Consider the following 17,551-nt stretch of genomic DNA (forward strand, 5'->3'; position numbering starts at 1 on the left):
TGAATTTCATGAGCGGCGGCTATCACGCGCCTTGAGAACGTGAGGAGTCTTTGGACGCCATGAACGATGAAATCGACTACGATCTGACGCCCGACCAGTGGGAAGTGTTGAAGAATTTGCGCAACTCCGCATCACGGCCACAGCGGATGAATCGATTCACAATTCAAGGCCTGATTGCGCTTGGACTCGTTACGATCAACGGCGATGTGCCGGTCCTCACGTCAAGCGGACGCAAGGTGCTGGTTAGAGGCTCATCGTGCCTGCTGCTCGATCTTGCGGCGTAATGTCGCCGTCGTGTCACAGCGGCTTCTCGTCATCCGTCACCGGTGAAGTGATGACGAGGAACACCAGATCGGCCAGGCCGGAATTCGAGATGGCGTGTTCCACGCCCGGCGGCAGGAAAATAAAATCGTGCTTGCGCACGACGTGGTTCTTGCCGGCGATTTCCATCAGCCCCTCGCCCTCGAGCACGTGATAGATCTGCTCCTGGATCTTGTGCTTGTGGCGCGCGACCTGGGCCATCGGCTGGTACATCGAAATCCGGTAGTCGATGTGACGCGAGCCCGCCGTCTCCGGCATGACCAGCGGTTTCGACAGTGCGCCGCCAAAATGATTGGGGAATTCGCGCCAGGGCACTTCGGCGATGTTGCGGATGAAAGCGCCGTGATCCTCTGAAGCCATTTGGTGCTCCTTCAGTTACCGCGACGATCAGATCACCAGCGCGCCGCCGTCGATATAGACGATCGATCCCGTCGCAAAGCCGTTCGCCATGAACGACAATATCTGTCGCGCGATGTCGTCGCCGATCCCGACCCGGCCGACCGGTAACGCCGCGGCGGTTTTGGCGAGCATATCACGGCGCGCCTCCTCCGGCATTGCGGCGCGGATCGGCGTATCGATCACGCCGGGTGAGACGGCATTGACGCGCACCGGCGCCAGTTCGAGCGCCAGCGCTTTTGCCAACGATTCGAGTGCGCCATTGGCCGCACTGACGATGGCCGAATTCGGCCGCGGGCGAACGCTGAGGAAGCCGGAGACCAACGTCAGCGATCCGCCGGGGCGAATCTCGGCCGATCGCGCTACCCGCCAGGCGCCCCAGAACTTGCTTTCCATCGTGGACCGCACGTCCTCCATCGCGACCGTCTTGAACGGACCGGTGCGAAGCTGGGCTGCCGTGACCACGACATGATCGACCGGGCCGCAGGCGCGAAACAGCTTTGCGATGCTTTCGTCGCTGGTGACATCGGCCGGGATCGCGATCGCGTTCAGCGTTTCCGCAACCTTGTCGAGGCGCTCGACATTCCGCGACGAAACAATCACATCGGCGCCTTCGCGCTTGGCCATTTCCGCGGTCGAAAGACCGATGCCGGAGGAACCACCGACGACGACGATTTTCTTGCCTGCAAGCAACATGCGCTCTCCTCAGTTCAAATCAGACGGGCTGATAGCGGGTGCCGATGCCCGCCTTGCTTTGGCCCAGGCCGGGCAATTCCCAGACGCCGGCGCCGGTGGGATTGATATCGGCGGCGATATCGACGTCGATCAGATAGGGCTTGTTGGCGGCGATGCCCCTGCGGATGGCCTCGCCGATATCGCCGGCGCGATCGACCCGCACGCCCTCGACGCCGCAGGAGCGCGCCATCGCGGCAAAATCCGGATTGTAGCGCTGGCCGGTCACGGGATCGTGGAAGTCGGTCGCCAGTTCGCGGCCGCCGAGATAACCGCGCTGCAGCCCGCGGATCGAGGCATAGGCGTAATTGTTCCAGACCACCCAGACGACGGGCAGATTATATTCGACCGCGGTTCCAAGCACGTTGGCGTGCATGAAAAAGGCGCCGTCGCCGCACACGGATACGCAGGGCCGGTCGGGCGCTGCGAATTTCGCCCCCATCACGCCGGCGACACCAAAACCCATCGGGCCGAACCCCATCGAACCGATCAGCGAGTCCGGCCGCTTCGGCTTGCAGAAGGAGAGCAGCCAATTGTGGTGCACGCCGATGTCGCTGACCAGGATCGCATTCTCGGGCAGCGCCTTGTCGATCTCAAGCGCAGCACGCTGCGGGTTGATGGGCATGGTGTCGTCGGAAAATCCGGGTGCGACGAACTTGTCCCACTCCTTGCGATAGGTATCGATCTGCGCCAGCCATTTTTTGCGGCTGTCGCCCTTCTTGGTCAGATCGGCGCGGCGGTCGAGTTCGGCATGAACCTGCCGCAGGAACGTCCGAACGTCGGCCATCAGCCCGAGCGCGACCGGATAGTTGCGGCCGATCTCTTCGGGGTCGATGTCGACATGGATCAGCCGCGTCGGCGGAATGGTGAAGGAATAGCCGGGAATCCACGAACTCGAGGTACGATCGTCGAACCGCATCCCCATCGCCAGCAGCACGTCGGCCTGACGCGTCGCGTGGTTGGCCTGGTAATGACCGGCACGCGCGACGAGGCCCAGCGCCAGCGGATGGTTGCAGTCGATCGCGCCAAGCCCGCTGGCCGATGCCGCCACCGGAATCTGCAGCCGCTCGGCGAGCTTCAGCAATTCCTCGGCCGCGCCACCATAACGCACGCCCTGCCCGACGATCATCACCGGCCGCTCGGCGCCGAGCAGCATATCGACCGCCTTCACCACGCCCTCGGGATCGGCGCCGCAGCGGCTGGAGATGTTGGCGTTCCAGGCCTGCGCGTTCGGCGCCTCCTCGGCGGCCGACTCCATGAACACGTCAAAGGGAACATCCAGCACGACAGGTCCCGGACGTCCCGACATCATCGTCTTCCAGGCTTGCCGAACCGCGAGCGGCACCATCTCGCCCCGCGTCGGCTGGAACACCTTCTTGCAATAGGAACGCACAGTGGAGGGAAAGTCGGCCTGATAGTGCCGATACAATTCCTGAAACGCCCCGCGATTGAACTGGCTGGTCGGCACATTGCCGGTCACCGCCATGAACGGCACCGAATCGAGGAACGCATTGCCGAGCGAGATCGGCAGATTGGCCGAGCCCGGCCCGCAGGAGGTGAAGGTCGCGGTCGGCCGCCCCGATACACGGTAATATACGTCCGCCATGAACCCGGCGACGCTCTCATGGTGGACCGAGATGGTCTTGATGTCGTCGGAACGCTCGTACAGCGCATCGATGAACTGGATATTGCCGTGGCCGCACAGGCCGAACACCTGCGGCACCTTCTCCTGGATCAAATAGTCGACGATGACCTGGGCCCCGTTGAGCATATTGCGCGCCATCGGATCACTCTCTCCCTGCTCAACAAGCTTGGACGCCGCGTCTTAATTCGCGCGGCCGGCAAGGGCGGACCCTATTTCTCATAATACTGTACGTCAATTGCTATTGTGGTATAGATGAACAGGCCCGCAGCGGAGCATCATGCTATTCATTGACGAGGACAGCCTGATAGAATTCGGCCCTGCCCTCCTGGAGACCCATCCGTGAAATCGCGAACCAAGCCGAAGACGAGCGAGAAGCCCGCCACGCCACGCAAGACGGCGGTCGCCCGGCTGGTGCAATCGAACGCGCCCAACATCGACGACGACGCCGAGGAGCGTCAGCGCGGCGGCGTGCAGTCGCTCGGGCGCGCGTTTTCGATCCTCGAGGAAGTCGCGCGCCACCGCGAGGGCATCAGCCTCGCTGAACTCAGCAAGCTTGTCGGCCTGCATAATTCCACCACGTTCCATCTTGCCAAGACCCTCGTCACGCTGGGCTACATGCGCCAAGAGCGGGATTCCAAGCGCTACCGCGTTGGTCGGCCGTTGTTCGCGCTCGCCGCCAGCGCGCTCGATGAAATCGAGATGGTCAATCTCGCAACACCGGTGCTGGAAGATCTCTCGCGGGAAACCGGCGAGAGCGGGCATTTTGCGGTCCGAATGGGCGATTCCGTCGTGGTTATTGCCCGCACCAGCGGCTCCGGCGCGTTCCAGCTCACCGACCGGGTCGGCGTGGTGCGACCGGCGCACTGCACTGCGCTCGGCAAGATCATCCTGGCCTCGCTGCGCCCCGACCAATTGAAGCGGTTCCTCGAACGTGTCGAACTGAAGCCTTCGACCGGCAAGTCGATCACCGATCCTGCCGTGCTGCTGCGCGAAATTGCCGAAATCCGGCGCAGCGCAATCGCGATCGACGACGGCGAGTACAACGCGGAAGTGCGCTGCATCGCGGTGCCGGTCTATAATTTTACCGGCGACGTGATCGGGGCGCTGGGCATTTCCGGCCCGATCTGGCGGATGTCCGACCAGGTGCTGAAAAGCCGCGCCAAACTGGTGCAGACCGCCGCCGCCCGGCTGTCCGCCGAGTTCGGCGCCCGCGACACCGCGAAGTCCTCCTAACGCCTCTCCCCAATCGCCTGAAGCGAATCTGCGACGCATTTGGCGTTGACAGGCGCGGCTGTGTCCGGAATTATCCTCCAATAATAAAAAAACGTCTCTCACATCCTCGCATAGCGAGAATCGGAGGCAGGACGTCGTGACGCGCCCCCAGGGAGGAGACCCGCCATGTTCAGCTACAGCCGACGTACTTTGTTGAAGACGGGCGCCGCGTTTGCCGGCGCTTCCGCTTTGGGATTTCCAGCGATCGTTCGCGCCCAGGCAACCCGGATCAAGATCGGACATCTCGTGCCGCTGACCGGCTTTCTCGGCGCGATCGGCAGCTACGCCCAGCTCGGCGTCAAGCTCGCCGCGGAAGAGATCAATCAATCCGGCGGCATCACGGGCAAGCAAATCGATCTGATTTCGGAAGACTCGGTCAATCCCGCAACCGCCTCGACCAAAGCCCAGCGCATGATCGAGCAGGACGGCGCCGTGGTGCTGCTCGGCGAAATCTCCTCGGCCTCCTCGCTGACCATCATGCAGGTCGCCGAGCGCAACAAGAAGGTGTTCTTCTCGACCGGCGCGCGCTCCGACGCGCTGCGCGGCAAGAACTGCAACCGCTACTCGTTCCACTGCGACATTCCGAACACGGTGATGGTCAATGCCGTCGGCACCGCGCTCAATCAAAAGGGCATGGTGAAGGGCAAGAAATTCTTCACGCTGACCGCGGACTACATTTTCGGCCACGATCTGCTGAAAGCCGCAAAAACCTTCTTCGACGCCAACGGCGCCACGCTGGCCGGCGACGAACTGATCGCGACCGACGTCACCGATTTCAGCCCCTATCTGCTGAAGGTGCGGCAGGCCAAGCCGGACGTGGTGTGCTGCAACCTCGCGGGCAACCAGGTCACCAATCTGGTGAAGCAATATGCGGAGTTCGGCTTCCCCTACCCGCTGGTCGGCTTCAACCTCAACACCGGCGACGCCTGGGCCGCCGGCGAAGGCAATCTCAGCGGCACCTGGCCGACCGTCTGGTATCACACGCTCGACAACCCGGCCTCCAAGGCCTTTGTCGCCGCCTTTACCCAAAAATACGGCAAGCCTCCGGAGAACCACGCCTGGATCGAATACGTCACGCTCAAGCTGCTGGCGCAGGCGATCAACGAGATCAAATCGACCGAGAGCGACGCGCTGATCGCGCATTTCGAAAAGCAGACCGAGTTCGACATCATGAAGGCGCGCAAGGGCTATTTCCGTTCCTGGGATCACCAGCTGGTGCAGGAGGCCTATCCGTTCACGGTGAAGCCGAAGGGCGAGATGAAGGACAAGTGGGACATGCTGGTGCTTGGTGACGCCGTGCCGGTGGCGGCAGAGCCGCTGGAGAAAATCTATCCGACCAAGACGCAGAATCCCTGCGAGATGAAGGCCTAACGCGCCACTTGGCGCGCTAGCCCCGTTTGGCGTGAGCGGCGCCGGCATCGACCAGCCGGCGCCGCTTTTGTTCAAGGTAGACACATGCAATTCACGTTCTTGCTGGAACAGGTGGTGAATGGCCTCGTGCTCGGGGGCTATTATCTCCTGATCGCGCTCGGGCTGTCGCTGATCTTCAGCGTCGGCGGCGTCGTCAATCTGGCGCATGGCGCGTTCTTCGCGCTGGGGGCCTACGTCTCCGTCGAGATCACCAAATATCTCGGCTTCGGCTCCGCCGTCGTGCTGTCGCCGATTGCGGTGGCGATGCTGGGCATCCTGTTCGAACGATACATCCTGCGCCGTTTTTACACCGCTGATCCGATCCTGAGCCTGCTGGTGACGTTCGGACTCGCGATGGTTGCCGAACAGGCGATCCGCATCATCTGGGGCGCGCCGCCTATTTCGGCGGCGATCCCGCCCGCGCTGCGCGGCTCGGTGTTCCTCGGCGACTTCCTGTTTTCCCGTTACCGCCTCCTCATTCTTGCTGTCGTGATCGGGGTGCTGGTCGCCGTATGGCTGCTGCTGCACAAAACCTCCTTCGGCCGCGTGGTGCGCGCCGGCATCCAGCGGCCCGACATGGTCGCTGCCCTCGGCATCCGGCTGCAGCCATACATGACCGTGATCGTGATGCTCGGCGTCGGCATGGCCGCACTCGCCGGCGCGTTCTTCGCGCCGATCACCATCGTGCAGCCGGCGATGGGCGCCGACATCATCACGGTCGCCTTCGTCGTCGTCGTGATCGGCGGCCTCGGCAGCTTCTGGGGCGTGGTGATCGCAGCCCTTCTGGTCGGCGTGGTGCGCGGCATCACCATCCATTTCGAGCCCGCCGCCGGCGAGGCGTCGATGTATGTCCTGATGTTCGTGGTGCTGCTGGTGCGGCCGCGCGGGCTGTTGGGCGAGCGTATCGAGAAATTCGAATGAAGCAGTCGTCCGCCTCGAAATACCGACCGCTGCTGCTGGCGGGCCTTGCACTGATTGCGCTGCCATTCGGCATGCAGGCGCTTGGCCTGTCGCACAACACCGGGACCATGGTGGTGGCGCTGGCGATCGCGACCATGGGACTCAATTTGTGCGTCGGCTACACCGGCCTCGTCTCGTTCGGCCACGGCACCTGGTTCGGCATCGGCGCCTATGCGGCGGGCCTGATCCAGCTCAACTGGTTCCCCGGCGCGATCTGGCTGCCGCTGCTGCTGTCGCTGGTCGTGGTGGCGGTCGCCTCCGCGGCCGTCGGTATAGTTATCCTGCGGCGCCGCGGCGTCTACTTCTCGCTGCTGACGCTGGCGCTGGCGGCGCTCGCTTACACCACCGCCTTCCGCTGGACCAGGGTAACCGGCGGCGAAGACGGCCTCGGCGGTCTGAAGCGCGGCAGCATCGGCGCCTTCGATCTCGACAACGCGCTCAATTATTACATCGTGGTCGCGGTGCTCAGCCTCGGCGTGCTGTATCTGTTGCTGCGGCTGGTGCGTTCGCCGTTCGGCCATGTGCTGGTGGCGATCCGCGAGAACCAGCTGCGCGCCACGTTCCAGGGCTATCCGGTCGAGCGCTACAAGCTCGGCGTCTTCGTGATCTCGGCAGTGGTCACAGGCTTTGCCGGCGGGCTGATCGGATTCCAGAATTACCTTGTCTCCGCAGAAGCGGTGTCGGTACCGTTTTCCGGCGAACTGCTCGCGATCGTCGTGATCGGCGGCATGCGCAGCATGCTGGGGCCGGCGCTCGGCGCATTGTTCTTCATTCTGTTCCGCGAACTGTTTTCGATCTGGACCTCGGACTGGTTGCTGTGGTTCGGACTGATCTTCGTCGCCTTCGTGCTGTTCTCGCCGGACGGGCTGGTCGGCATCTGGGCGCGGCTGAGCAAACGCTGGTGGCCGGCGCCGGAGGAATCCGCGGCGATGAGCCGGCGCAAGATCTACGATGGCCTGCCGCTGCCGGCCTTCCTGATGCCGAAGGGGCTCACCGGCACCGTGCTGGAAGTGAATGGCGTCTCCAGGAGCTTTGGCGGCATCCGCGCCGTCAACAATGCGAGCCTTACGGTCGGCGCCGGTGAAATCCATGCGCTGATCGGCCCGAACGGCGCCGGAAAAACCACGCTGTTCAATCTGGTCTCGGGGCTGTTTCCGACCGACAAGGGCACCATCAAGCTCAACGGTCGCGAGATCCAGGGCGTGCCGTCCGACCTGATCTGCCATCAGGGGCTGGCGCGCTCGTTCCAGATCACCAACCTGTTCAAGGGCCTGTCGATCTACGAGAATTTGCGGTTGTCGCTGCAGGCGCAGAGCGACATGCGCTTCAATTTCTGGCGCGACATCGACAGCTATGAGAGCATCCACGCCGAGACCGCGGAGCTGATCAAGTTCCTCGGCCTCGAAGGCATCGAGACCATCGAAGGCGGCGAACTGTCCTACGGAGGGCAGCGGCTGGTCGATCTCGGCATCGCGCTCGGCTCCAAGCCGCAGGTGCTGCTGCTCGACGAGCCGCTGGCCGGCCTTGCCGCTGCCGAACGCGAGCGCGTTTCGAACCTCGTCAAGAACGTCGCCGCCAATATCCCCGTGCTGATCGTCGAGCACGATATCGACCGGGTGCTCGGCTTCTCGCACTCCGTCACCGTGATGAACCAGGGCGAGGTGCTGATGACGGGCCCACCCAGTGCGGTGCGTGCCGACCGCCGGGTGCAGGAAATCTATACCGGCACCGGCGTTCCCGAGGTGGAGCACAGCCGCACCGACGAAGCCAGGGAGAGCGCGGCGCAAGTCCTGCGCTTCGAAGGCGTCAACACCTTCTATGGCAAGAGCCATATCCTGCACGACGCCTCGCTCGACGTGCGCGAAGGCGAGATCGTCGCTTTGCTCGGCCGCAACGGCGCCGGCAAATCGACGCTGCTCAAGACGCTCGCCGGACTGACGCCGCTGTCGTCGGGTAGAATCGAATATGCCGGCGCCGATATCGCCCGCCTGCCCGCGCCCGATATCGCGCGCATGGGCATCGGCTATGTGCCGCAGGGGCGCGGCCTGTTCGCGGGCATGACGGTACGGGAAAATCTCTCGCTCGGACGCCTCGCGCGCAAGACCGACGGCAGCAACGGCGTGGTGTGGGACGAAGCGCAGATCCTGCAGTATTTCCCGCGGCTGGCCGAGCGGATGGACGTCGCGGCCGACTATCTCTCCGGCGGCGAGCAGCAGATGGTCGCGGTGGCGCGCGCGATGTCGGGCAATGTCAAGCTGCTGCTGCTCGACGAACCGTTCGAAGGACTGGCGCCGACCGTGATCCTCGAACTCTTCAAGGTGTTCGACCAATTGCGGCGGCATACGTCCATTGTGATCGTCGAGCACAATCTCGATCTCGTGCTGGCGTTGGCCGACCGCGTCTTCGCGCTGGAGCGCGGCGCAGTGTTCCATCAGGGACCGGCCGCGCCGCTGCTGACCGATCTTGAGTACCGGAAGAAGATTTTGTGGCTTTGAGTAGTTCGTCATTGCGAGCGAAGCGAAGCAATCCATAGCCAACTCAACGGTAGAGATGGATTGCATCGTCGCTCCGCTCCTCGCAATGACGGGGTTGGGTTCTTGAGAATAACGCACAGGGAGGCAACGATGCGAAACCTGATGACGATGCTGGTAGCCGCGACGGCGTTGCTGGCACATAGCGCCACCGCGGCCGACAACCAGATGACCATCGCCGTGTTCACCAAGAATTCGACCAACCCGGCGTATGAAGCCTTCCGCATTGCCGCCGACCAGATCGCGCGGACCAGCGGCACAAAGGTCGTGCACTTCGTGCCGAAGCAGCCTGACAATGTCGACGAACAGAAGGCGATGGTGGAGCAGGTCATCAAGGATCGGCCGGATGCGATCATCTTCATTCCCGTCGATGATGTCGCGATGGTCCCTTCGGTGAAGCTGCTCAACGAAGCCAAGATTCCGGTGATACTGGTCTCCAATCCGCTGCCAGGCAGTTTTGTCACCTATGTCGGCGCCGACGATTTCGAGATCGGCTATCGCGAGGCGCGCTATCTGTTCGAGCATCTCGGCGGCAAGGGCAAGATCGTCGTCATCGAGGGTACCCCGGCGGCCCCCACCAACCGCGAGCGGCTGCGCGGTTACCAGCGCGCTTTCGGCGAATTCCCCGGCATCGAGGTGCTCGGCTCCGCTGTCGGCAACTACCAGACACCCGACGCCAGGCGCGGAATGGAGAAGCTGCTCGCCGAGCACAAGCAGATCGACGCGGTGCTGTCGGCCAATGACAGCATGGCGCTCGGTGTGCTCGACGCGCTCAAGACCGCCAACCGGAGCGCGATCGTGATCGGCATCAACGGCATCCTCCCGGCGGTCAAGCAGATCGAAGCCGGCGGGATGCTCGCGAGCGTCGACTTCAACATGTTCAAGATCGGCTGCACCGCGACGCGGGCGGCGGTGCGCCATCTCAAGCGCGAACCGCTGCCGGAGAAGGTGATGCTGCCGGCCGAGGTGATCGACAAGACCAACTACAAGGCATGGCTGGTGCCAGTCGATCAGCGCTCCTGCCCGGACTGGAGCGAGGTCGTTCGCTAATGCTCTTCGGGGCGGTTGCGCGCGATGATCTCGGCGGCGCCCTTATCGAGCAATTCGAGACCGACCGCGCGACCGAGTTCGCGGGGCCGGTCCGCTGCCGCCGTTCGCGACGCTTCGATGAAGCGCGCACCGGTTTCATCCAGCACCGCCGCCGTGAGCGTCATGTCGCTGCCGGAAATGGTCGCGTGACCCGCGATCGGCGAGTTGCAATGGCCGTTCAGCACCCACAGCACCTCGCGCTCGGCCTCGGCGCAGAGCCGCGAGGACGTGTCCTCGATGCCAGAAAGATAGCCACGCGTGAGCCAGTCCTTCTCGACGCATTCGACCGCGACGATGCCCTGACCGACCGACGGCAGCATTTCGGTGACGGAGAAATCATAGGCAATGCGGGAGGTCATGCCGATGCGCTCGAGGCCGGAGCGTGCCATGACCAGCGCATCCGCCGGCCCGACCTCGCCGCCATCGGGCAGCCGCTGCATGTCGCCGCGATCGAGTTTTGCGATCCGCGTGTCGGCGGCGCCGCGGTAATGGATCACGGTCACTTCCGGAAACAGCCGGCGCAGATAGGCCGCGCGGCGCACCGCGTTGGTGCCGATCTTGAAGCCTTTGCCGCGCGAGGCCCGAAAAGTTTCTAGCGAAAGTCCCGGACGCAGCACCAGTGAATCATTGGCGGCATCGCGCGGCAGCGTCGCTGCGATGACGAGGCCGGGCGTCTCCTCATTGCCGGGCACGTCTTTGAGCGAATGCATCGCGGCCTGCAATTCGCCGGCGCGCATGGCCTGACGGATTTCGGCGACGAACGCGCCGCCCTTGCCGCCATGGCGCAGCAGCTTGCTGGTCTGGTCCTGATCGCCACGGGTTTCGAATTTTACGATCTCAACGTTCAGCCCCGGATTGGCCGCGCGCAGCAGCCGCGCGACCTCATCCGTCTGCGCCAGCGCCATCACGCTCTTGCGCGTGCCGATGCGTAGGGGTTGGTCTGACACAGGGTCTCCGTTTCGAGGCGATCAATGGGTGGGGGATTAAAGCAAAGGGGCGGGTAAGACAATCCGCCTTCGTCCGTTGGGCTACGGCGCGACAAGTCCGCTCTCGTCGTCCCGGCCTTGAGCCGGGACCCATACGCCGCGGCGTTTGTTTTGAGAGGCGCTGTTCGTCGACCTTCTTTCCATGGCTGGTTTCGGTGGCTATGGGTCCCCCGATGCGCAATTGCGCATCTGAGATCGCGCTTCGCTTGTCCGGGACGACGAGGATATAGTTTCGCGTTCCCGCGGCGCAATGCGCCCGAGGTTTGCATGTAATCTTCACCCTTCAAAGAGAGGGCGCAGGGAATGCCGGATGCGCGCTGCACCCGCGGTCTCGCGTGCGGTTTGCACAAAACAAAGTGCACACGAGCATACAGGGCAGCGGAGAACATCCGACATTCCCTGCGCAGTGGCTTTACGGCTTATGCCGTGCTCTCCCCGGAGACGAGTTCTTGGTTGACTCCGTCGCTGCCGTTCCCGCTTGCGCTTCTCCGACAGCTTGACGCCTGCAACGGGCGCCAGGACCACACGGTTTTGCCGTACGCTCGATCCACGCCGTCGTCAGACGTGAGCCCGGCGTCCACCGCAACCCGTCCAACGTCCGTGACGACGGCCGACGCCCTTCTGAGTAGGACGGGATGGGCAAACATATGCACCTGATTTGCCTTCTGGTAAACCGAAATATTTTTCATTTCGGGGCTTGACATGATTTCTGCAAAACAGAACTGATTTGCCCGTCGGGTCGTTTTCGTGGAAGCCGGCCACACGAAAGGGTCGGGTCCCTCCCCTTGCGGGGGAGGGAACGCACTATGTGCTTGGCGCGACTGCGTACCGCAACCCGCAAAACCACTTCCCTACCCATACCCCATCCCTCCCCGACGGGCAGCCATCCCGGATTGGGCATTGTGCGGCGCAACAAAAGGAATAGATTCACGGCCTGAAACGAGGTCGTAAGTGTCTGAAATCAATGCCAATGCCTGGGTTTCCTCAGGCCACCGCCCGATGGGCTTCCCCGAATTCGTTATCATCATCGCCTCGATCATGGCGCTGAATCCGCTGGCGATGGACATGATGCTGCCGGCGCTGCCGAACATCCGCTCCGCGTTCCACCTCACCGACGCCAACCGCCCGCAAATGGTGCTGTCGATCTTCCTGGTCGGCTTCGGTGTCGGCCAGTTCGTGATGGGGCCGTTGTCCGACCGCTTCGGCCGCCGGCCGGTGCTGCTCGGCGGCATGACCGTTTATTTTATCGCGAGCCTGCTGGCGATCGCCGCCCCCTCGTTCGAGACGTTACTGCTGGCGCGCGCGCTGCAGGGCCTCGGTACCTCGGCCACCCGCGTCATCGCCACCTCGATCGTGCGCGACTGCTACGCCGGCCGCCGCATGGCGAGCGTGATGTCGCTGGCGATGATGGTGTTCATCGCGGTGCCCGTCATCGCGCCGTCATTCGGTCAGGCGGTGCTGATGCTGACGCAATGGCGCGGCATCTTCATCGTGCTGATGGTCTATGGCATGGTGACGCTGATCTGGAGCGCGTGGCGCATGCCGGAGACGCTACCGCTTCAGCTGCGCCGGTCGCTCGCCGTCCGCGACATCCTCGACGCCTTCCGCCAGACCGTGACCAACCGCCAGACGCTGGGCTATGCGCTGGTCTCCGGCGGCGTGCTCGGCTCGCTGTTCGCTTACGTGTTCACGTCGCAACAGGTGTTCACCGAGATCTACAAGCTCGGGCATTATTTTCCCATTGCTTTCGCAGGCATCGCGATCGGCACCGCCATCGCCGGCTTCGTCAACTCCCGCTTCGTCAATCGTCTGGGCATGCGCGTGATTTCACACGCCGCATTGCTCGGTTACGTCGCCGTATCCGGCATCATGCTGGCGGCGGTGAAATTGCAGATGCTGCCCTTGCCGCTGTTCATGGCGCTGTCGGCGCTGATGATGTTTTCGTTCGGGCTGATGATCGCCAACTTCACGGCACTGGCGATGGAGCCGCAGGGCCACATCGCCGGCACCGCCTCGTCGCTGTACGGATCGATCACCACCCTGCTCGGCATCGGCATCGGCACCACGATCGGCCAGGATTACGACGGCACGCTGCTGCCGTTCGCGACCGGCTTCTTCCTGTGCACGCTGGCGTCGCTCGGCGTCGTGCTGGTGGTGGAAAAGGGCCGGCTGTTCAGGCCGCATCAGGTGGCGGGGTACTAGCTTCGTAGGCGGGTAGAGCCAACGGGTCGCGGATCGGCCGGAACCATCATGAGCCAGGCGGCTTGGTCTCCAGCAAGGGATAGCCAACACCGGTGTTCGACCAACCCGACCTCGATCGGGGGTCTCGGGCTATCTGCCAATGCCCAGGAAACGCTGGAACAAGCGAAGGAACCGTATGGCCATCAAAAAACACGGCGTCATTATCGAAACGCCAACGGAAGCTCGCCAGGCCGAGCCTGGACCGTCGATACTGTTTTTGCTCCTCATCAGCCTGAGTATTGCCGTGGTCACTCTGGCAATTGTCTATTTCGTGTTTTTCCGAACCTGACGCTTACAATTGCATCAGCATAATTCCGGAACGATACGGAGGAACGGGCTTTACCTCTTCAGATCGAACTCAACCGATGAGATGGCTCAATGCAAACGCTACCCGTTGACCGCGCGCTGAGCATATACGGCGCCCTTGCGGACCGTTCCGAGACGAAGGGCACCCGCGAGCGTCTTTCAAGGCATCTGATGAAATTATACATCGACGGTGAAACGAACGAGCACCGCTTGACCGTGCATGGGCTGTCATACCTTCAAGAGCTGGATCGGGAAAACGATTCCAGGAACTGAGGTTTTTCGGGCGTCATCCCTTTTGCGCCAGCCGCTGCTTTCGCAGTGAATTACGCCGCATGATTCTTGCCTTCGCAGCGCGGACGGCATCGGCTCTGGTCAGTTTGGTTTTCGGCAGTGATGCTCTCGAACGATCCGCGTCGTCCGAGCCGGGCATTGCAGGAAGCAACGGTGCCGGCCTCGTCGAACCGTGATCGACGGGCTGCATGTTCATTGGGCCGGCGCAGCGTGGTTTGCCTTTTTGCATACAGGAACAACGCGTTGCTGCCGGATTAGTTCGACGTCGCGGACCGCACCGGGCTGGCAAACTGCTCGCCCAAAGTGCCTTCGAAGAAGGCTGGTTCGCAGTTCGCAAAATGGTTCCTTCGTCTCCGGTGAATACACCGCCCTAACCGGTGCAACCTATGCGCCGGTCGCGCCTTGGTTCACGACTGGATATTCAGACCATTTTTTCGTTCCGCCGGCATTTACTTCCCGCCCCGCCTTAGAAAGCTTCAATGAGTTTGATCACCCGAAAAGTCAGCACCGGACGCACGATGGACGAGTTGCTGGCTTTGCTGAGTGCCGTCGCCTGCTCGATCCTCGCCGCATTGTTCATTGCGGCGCTGTATTTCGGTCGAGAAATATTCGTACCCATCGCGCTGGCTATTCTTCTCAGCTTTGTGCTCGGACCGCCGGTCGGATTGCTGCAGCGAGCCCGCGTTCCCCGCGGCCTGGCGGTCGTGGGCATCGTCTTTCTGGCATTCTCCGTGATCTTCGGACTTGGCACCCTCATCGCCAATCAATTGACCCAACTGGCTGGAGACCTGCCGGTCTATCAATCGACGATGCGTGAAAAGATCAAATCAGTGCGCGGCGTCACGGCGAGCAGCGGCACCCTCGAACGTGCGGCGGATATGCTCCAGGAGTTGAGCCGGGAGCTCGACAGGCCGAAGGATGACAAATCGGTCCGCGGGGCGATCCCGCGTCTCGGCGCGCCAAATGCTGCCGTCACGGCCTTGCCGATCCCAGTTGAAGTGCGTCAGCCTGACCCGGGAGCCCTGGAGAACCTGCGAACCCTGATCGCACCATTGCTAAACCCGCTTGCCACCACCGGCATCATCATCATCTTCGTCATCTTCATCCTGATCCAGCGCGAGGATCTGCGAAACCGCCTAATTCGATTGGCGGGCTCGCATGATCTGCAACGCACGACAGCGGCGCTGGACGATGCGGCAACGCGCCTCAGCCGGCTGTTTCTGGCTCAGCTGATGATCAACGCCACTTTCGGCGTGATCATCGGGGCGGGACTTACGTTAATAGGTATTCCCAGCGCGATCCTCTGGGGCATTCTGGCGGCCGTGCTTCGGTTCGTCCCCTACATCGGCACAGCCATCTCGGCGGCTTTTCCGCTGGCGTTGGCGGCCGCCGTCGATCCTGGCTGGTCGATGCTGGCATGGACCATCGTGCTTTTTCTGGGAGTCGGACCGATCATCAGCCAGGTGGTGGAGCCGCTCGCCTACGGCCAGAGCACCGGCCTTTCTCCCGTCGCCATCGTCGCTTCGGCGACGTTCTGGACCGCATTGTGGGGGCCCATCGGGCTCGTCCTTGCAACGCCCTTGACCGTTTGCCTCGTCGTCCTCGGACGTCATGTCGAGCGGCTCGAATTTCTCGACGTGATTTTTGGCGACAGGCCTGCATTGTCACCGCCGGAAATGTTCTACCAGCGAATGCTTGCCGGCGATCCGATCGAGGCGGCAGGAAAGGCCGAAGAATTCCTGAAGGAGAAATCGCTGTCTTCCTATTTCGACGAGGTCGCCCTGAGAGGCCTTCAACTGGCGCAGGCAGATGCCAAGCGCGATGCCCTGGACCAGGCGCGCATGATCAAGATTCGCGACGCCGTTACCGAGTTTGCCAGCGACCTTTCCACCCAGGATGATTCGATCCCCGAGGTGACCTCGCCGACCATGGATGCGGAGGCGGCGGCCGCGGTCGAAACCGTCCCGGATGCCGCGATATCAAGCAATTTGCCGGTCGTGCAAAAGGCCGATCTACCGCCCAGCTGGCAGGGAGAAGCGCCGGTGCTCTGCCTGGCCGGACGCACCCCGCTCGACGAAGCCGCAGCGGTGCTGTTTGCGCAGCTTTCCAACGCGCATGGCCTCGGTGCACGGGTCGAGCCTGCGGACGCACTTTCGTCGACCAGGATCGTGCAGCTGGATTTCACCGGTGTCGCGATCGTCTGCCTGTCCTATCTCGACGCCAGCAGTCCCGCCCATATGCGCTACTCGGTTCGGCGCCTGCGTCGCCAATTGCCAAAGGCCACGATCATCATGCTCGGTTGCTGGGCCGAGAACCTCGACAAAGAATCGCTGGAAGAACTGCGGGAGGCGGCTAAGGCCGACATCGCCGCGGGGAACTTGCGTGAAGCGATGATGATCTGCCGGACGGCTGCCGGCGTGGAGGAAATCGATGAACCGCCGGGCCTCGCTACACCAGCCCTCAAGATTGCGTAAGAAACCGCTGGATCAGCCCGAGCACCTCATCCGGTCTGTCGTGCTGCAGCCAGTGGCCGGCGCCGGCGATCTTGGCGAGTTCGGCGTGCTTGAAATGCGACATCACACCGGCCTTCTCGGGATCGGGCAGAAAGCTTTCGCTGGCCGCGACCAGCAGCGTCGGGCAGGCGATGCGTGACCACAGCCCGATATTGTCTTCGAGCGACAGCCGGTACGGCGCCCGCGCGCGCAAATAGGGATCGTACTTCCAGCTGAAACTGCCGTCGTCGTTGCGCTTCATGCCGTGGGTGGCCAGATGCATCGCCTGCTCACGCGTCAGCCGCGGGTTGCGGCCGACGATCCGATCGGCGCCGTCGGCCACGGTCTGATAGCGATGGATTTTCCGCTGCGCCAGCTTGTCGAGGTCGCCGGCCCAATCCGATATCCTGACGTCGGCGGGTTTGGGGCGCCGCGCCGGAAAATTGGTCACGCCGTCGAGCACGACCAGCTTTGAAACACGCTCCGGAAAAGCCCCGGCATAGGTCAGGCTGACCATGCCGCCCATCGAATGGCCGACGATGGCGACCTTGTCAAAACCTTCCGCTTTCGCGAGGCCGGTCAGATCGTAGACGTGATCGGCAAGGCTGTAACTGGAGCCGGAAGCCCAGCCGGAATCGCCATGGCCGCGCAAATCGGGCGCCACGACGTGATAATCCGCAGCCAGCGCCCGTGCCAGATAGTCCCAGCTGCGGGAGTGATCGAGGCCGCCATGCACCAGCAGCAGTGGCGGCGCCTGCGCGTTACCCCAATCCGTAAAATGAAGCTTGAGCCCCTGCGACTGAAAATAGCGCGACTGCGGCGCGTCCGATGCGATGTCCATCGGGAATACTTAAAGGCTGGCGCAGCAGAGGTCCAGCG

Annotated in this window: 14 protein-coding genes; 9 read left to right on the forward strand and 5 right to left on the reverse strand. The window is 62.8% G+C overall.

The window, feature by feature from the left end; translation table 11 throughout:
* Positions 1–59: 59 nt before the first annotated feature.
* The gene (locus JQ611_RS24105) at positions 60–284 is read left to right on the forward strand and encodes a hypothetical protein (protein WP_212269704.1); all 225 of its coding nucleotides are present in this window, start codon (positions 60–62) and stop codon (positions 282–284) included.
* 13 nt (positions 285–297) lie between these two features.
* Here the strand turns inward: JQ611_RS24105 and JQ611_RS24110 are convergent, their stop codons facing one another.
* Genes JQ611_RS24110 through JQ611_RS24120 form a run of 3 tightly spaced genes read right to left on the reverse strand, consistent with a single transcriptional unit; the run spans position 298 to position 3,232 of the window.
* Complete coding sequence (locus JQ611_RS24110; protein ID WP_212269705.1) at positions 298–681, reverse strand: cupin domain-containing protein; 384 nt, start codon at positions 679–681, stop codon at positions 298–300.
* A gap of 27 nt (positions 682–708) precedes the next feature.
* Entirely contained in the window at positions 709–1,413 is a 705-nt protein-coding gene (locus JQ611_RS24115; protein WP_212269706.1) for an SDR family oxidoreductase, read from the reverse strand.
* Positions 1,414–1,432: 19 nt separating this feature from the next.
* Entirely contained in the window at positions 1,433–3,232 is a 1,800-nt protein-coding gene (locus JQ611_RS24120) for a thiamine pyrophosphate-binding protein (RefSeq protein WP_212269707.1), read from the reverse strand.
* Positions 3,233–3,433: 201 nt separating this feature from the next.
* Here JQ611_RS24120 and JQ611_RS24125 point away from each other — a divergent pair, with 201 nt between their 5' ends.
* The 5 genes from JQ611_RS24125 to JQ611_RS24145 all read left to right on the forward strand — a co-directional run bounded on the left by JQ611_RS24125 (position 3,434) and on the right by JQ611_RS24145 (position 10,317).
* Complete coding sequence (locus tag JQ611_RS24125) at positions 3,434–4,327, forward strand: IclR family transcriptional regulator (RefSeq protein WP_212214214.1); 894 nt, start codon at positions 3,434–3,436, stop codon at positions 4,325–4,327.
* 165 nt (positions 4,328–4,492) lie between these two features.
* Positions 4,493–5,737, forward strand: a complete 1,245-nt coding sequence (locus JQ611_RS24130; protein WP_212466791.1) for an ABC transporter substrate-binding protein — start codon at positions 4,493–4,495, stop codon at positions 5,735–5,737.
* A gap of 84 nt (positions 5,738–5,821) precedes the next feature.
* On the forward strand, positions 5,822–6,697 hold the full coding sequence (locus JQ611_RS24135) for a branched-chain amino acid ABC transporter permease (protein ID WP_212466792.1): 876 nt from the start codon (positions 5,822–5,824) through the stop codon (positions 6,695–6,697).
* On the forward strand, positions 6,694–9,231 hold the full coding sequence (locus JQ611_RS24140; RefSeq protein WP_212466793.1) for a branched-chain amino acid ABC transporter ATP-binding protein/permease: 2,538 nt from the start codon (positions 6,694–6,696) through the stop codon (positions 9,229–9,231). The genes JQ611_RS24135 and JQ611_RS24140 overlap by 4 nt, the downstream gene beginning before the upstream one ends.
* Before the next feature lie 129 nt (positions 9,232–9,360).
* Positions 9,361–10,317: a sugar ABC transporter substrate-binding protein gene (locus tag JQ611_RS24145; protein WP_212466794.1), complete on the forward strand. Its 957-nt coding sequence runs from the start codon at positions 9,361–9,363 to the stop codon at positions 10,315–10,317.
* Here JQ611_RS24145 and hemC read toward each other — a convergent pair.
* Positions 10,314–11,303: a hydroxymethylbilane synthase gene (gene hemC, locus JQ611_RS24150; protein WP_212466795.1), complete on the reverse strand. Its 990-nt coding sequence runs from the start codon at positions 11,301–11,303 to the stop codon at positions 10,314–10,316. The two genes, JQ611_RS24145 and hemC, sit on opposite strands and share 4 nt — an antisense overlap.
* A gap of 990 nt (positions 11,304–12,293) precedes the next feature.
* Here hemC and JQ611_RS24155 point away from each other — a divergent pair.
* From JQ611_RS24155 to JQ611_RS24165, 3 genes are all read left to right on the forward strand, one after another.
* Complete coding sequence (locus JQ611_RS24155; RefSeq protein WP_312010852.1) at positions 12,294–13,544, forward strand: multidrug effflux MFS transporter; 1,251 nt, start codon at positions 12,294–12,296, stop codon at positions 13,542–13,544.
* A 175-nt stretch (positions 13,545–13,719) separates the two neighbouring features.
* Positions 13,720–13,872 (forward strand): hypothetical protein, encoded by a 153-nt coding sequence (locus JQ611_RS24160; RefSeq protein WP_212385849.1) that lies wholly within the window; start codon positions 13,720–13,722, stop codon positions 13,870–13,872.
* A 787-nt stretch (positions 13,873–14,659) separates the two neighbouring features.
* Entirely contained in the window at positions 14,660–16,654 is a 1,995-nt protein-coding gene (locus JQ611_RS24165) for an AI-2E family transporter (protein WP_212466796.1), read from the forward strand.
* Here the strand turns inward: JQ611_RS24165 and JQ611_RS24170 are convergent.
* Positions 16,641–17,513 (reverse strand): alpha/beta fold hydrolase, encoded by an 873-nt coding sequence (locus JQ611_RS24170; RefSeq protein ID WP_212385847.1) that lies wholly within the window; start codon positions 17,511–17,513, stop codon positions 16,641–16,643. The genes JQ611_RS24165 and JQ611_RS24170 overlap by 14 nt on opposite strands.
* Positions 17,514–17,551 lie beyond the last annotated feature (38 nt).

Source organism: Bradyrhizobium sp. AUGA SZCCT0182, assembly GCF_018130185.1.
Classification (GTDB): Bacteria; Pseudomonadota; Alphaproteobacteria; order Rhizobiales; family Xanthobacteraceae; genus Bradyrhizobium.